Here is a 229-nt window from a genome sequence, read left to right as displayed (position 1 = left end):
ATTCTCTATCCCCCTCTATTTTGAATACACAATTAATACATAACATATTGCTCCAAGACTAATAAAAGGGCCAAATGGAATTGGTTTACTTGCTTCTATACGCTTTAATAAAATACCCATCCCGAAAAAACAAAGACTACAATAAGACGCTAAAAATAAAATAATAAAAACCCCTTTCAATCCCACTATAAATCCAAGTAGCGAGAGTAATTTTATATCCCCTCCACCA

1 pseudogene is annotated in these 229 nt (G+C 32.8%); it reads right to left on the bottom strand.

What is annotated here, in order from left to right:
• Window positions 1-15 precede the first annotated feature (15 nt).
• Window positions 16-229, bottom strand: a pseudogene (locus JDS96_RS31625) (prepilin peptidase); the annotation flags it as partial.

Source organism: Bacillus cereus group sp. N21 (genome assembly GCF_016483395.1).
Lineage (GTDB): Bacteria > Bacillota > Bacilli > Bacillales > Bacillaceae_G > Bacillus_A > Bacillus_A pseudomycoides.
This window is presented reverse-complemented; position numbering and strand designations above follow the sequence as displayed.